The 2,320-nt window shown below is 60.5% G+C and carries 2 protein-coding genes; both read right to left on the reverse strand.

The features are described 5' to 3' along the window. Positions 1 to 144: 144 nt before the first annotated feature. The gene (locus AC1DLB_RS27945; protein WP_477743811.1) at positions 145 to 771 is read right to left on the reverse strand and encodes a LysE family translocator; all 627 of its coding nucleotides are present in this window, start codon (positions 769 to 771) and stop codon (positions 145 to 147) included. A gap of 72 nt (positions 772 to 843) precedes the next feature. Further along, positions 844 to 2,193 carry an NCS2 family permease gene (locus AC1DLB_RS27950; protein WP_064619262.1) on the reverse strand — a complete coding sequence of 450 codons (1,350 nt, stop codon included), beginning with the start codon at positions 2,191 to 2,193 and terminating at the stop codon, positions 844 to 846. Positions 2,194 to 2,320 lie beyond the last annotated feature (127 nt).

Genomic DNA, 2,320 nt, shown 5'->3' on the forward strand with positions numbered 1-2,320 from the left:
TCTTTGGTCTTTTGCCCGCTCACACTGCGGGCTTTTTTTCGCCTGGTGGAAAGTCAAAAGATCGCAGCCTTCGGCAGCTCCTACATGGAAACGCATTCCCCCTGTAGGAGCTGTCGAGTGCAACGAGGCTGCGATCTTTTGCCCTTAGCGGCTCAACAATGAGGCCGCGCCCGCACCGCTGAACAACCCGGCACTGACCCGGTTAAACCAGCTTTGCCCCTTGCCGCTACGCAGATACCGCGCCGCGCCATGAGCCCCCAGCCCATAAGCCAGCTTGCACAGCAGATCCAGCACGGTCCAGGTGGCAATCATCACCAGCAACTGCGGCAGGAACGGTTGTTCGGCACTCAAAAACTGCGGCAGGAACGCGGCAAAGAACAAAATGTCTTTCGGGTTGCTGGCGCCGAGCATGAATGCGCGCCCGAACAGTGCACGAAAGCGTGGCACCGGCGCAGCCTGGGGCACTTCGGTGCCCAGGGAGGGTTGGCGCGATTGCTGCCAGCTCTGCCAGGCGAGGTAGAACAGATACAGCGCGCCGACGATTTTCAGGGCGCTGAACAGCTGTTCCGACGCCAGCAGCAATGCACCCAGGCCGAGCGCCGAAGCGCTGAGCAGGCAGATCGAAGCAAACACACCCCCGAGAAACGCCGGGTAAGAACGGCGCAAACCGTAATTCAGACTGTTGCTGATCATCAGCAAAGACAGTGGCCCCGGTATCAGGATCACCACCAGCGCAGCGCCGCTGAACAGCAGCCAGGTTTCCAGACTCATCACTTTCCTCCCTATGCACAAAAGCCCCACCCGACGGGGTGAGGCTGGTTTGAAACGCGTACCGCGTGACGCTTACAAGAAGATGAACTTGGCGATGAAGATCGCGCAGAGCACCCACAGGCTCACCGAAATTTCCTTGTACTTACCGGTGCCGGCCTTCAGCACCACGTAAGTGATGAAGCCCAGCGCGATGCCGTCGGCGACCGAGAAGGTCAGCGGCATCATGATCGCGGTGACGATCGCCGGAATGCTGTCGGTCGCTTCTTCCCATTCGATGTGCGCCATGCCGCCCATCATCAGCATCGCTACATAAATCAGCGCACCGGCGGTTGCATAAGCGGGGATCATGCCAGCCAGCGGTGCGAAAAACATTGCGGCAATAAATAGCACACCTACGGTCACGGCGGTAAGACCAGTCCGACCACCCGCCGCTACGCCAGCGGCACTTTCCACGTAACTGGTGACCGGCGGAACACCCACCACCGCCCCGAAAACGCTGGAGGCACTGTCGGCTTTCATGGCACGGGACAGGTTTTCGATCCGGCCGTCAGCGTTCACCAGGTTGGCGCGCTGAGCGACGCCCATCAAGGTGCCGGCGGTGTCGAACATGTGCACAAAGAGGAAGGCCAGCACCACGCTGATCATGCTGACGTTGAACACGCCGGCGATGTTCATGGCCATCCAGGTCGGTGCCAGGCTCGGCGGGGCCGACATGATGCCCTCGTAGTGCACCAGGCCCAGGCCCCAGCCGGCGAGGGTCACGGTGATGATGCTGATGAGGATCGCGCCGAACACTTTGTGGTAGCTGAGCACGGCGATCATCAGGAAGCAGATGGCAGCCAGCAGCGGGCCGGGCTCGCGCAGGGAGCCGAGCTTGATCAGGGTGGCCGGGCTATCGACGACGATGCCCGAGGTTTTCAGGCCGATCAGCCCCAGAAACAGGCCCACACCCGCGCCCATGGCAAAGCGCAGGCTCACCGGAATGCTATTGAGCAGCCATTCACGAATCCGGGAAAAGGTCAGGAACATGAACAACACACCGGACACGAACACCGCGCCGAGAGCGGTTTCCCAGTTGTAGCCCATGGTGCCGACCACGGTGTAGGTGAAGAATGCGTTCAGGCCCATGCCCGGCGCCAGGCCCACCGGCCAGTTGGCGTACAGGCCCATCAACAGGCAACCCAGCGCGGCGGCGATGCAGGTGGCCACGAACGCGGCACCGTGATCGATCCCGGCATCGGCCATGATGTTGGGGTTGACGAAGATGATGTAGGCCATGGTGATGAAGGTTGTCAGACCGGCGATCAGCTCGGTCTTCACCGTGGTGCCGTGCAAGCTGAGTTTGAAGATGCGCTCCAGCCAGCCATTGCGTAACGGCGGCGAGAGTTCCAGCGTCGAGGCTTCGGATTTGCGGCTTTCCACAGCGAGTACTCCTCAAGAGTTTTATTGTTATTTCCAGGGCCGGACCCATGAGGGTGGCAGCGACCCTTTGAGGTACTTGCGAATTTGTTGACCTGATGGTCAGGAACTCGCACGAAGCGAATTATGC

This window comes from Pseudomonas sp. 05N434, assembly GCF_056396965.1.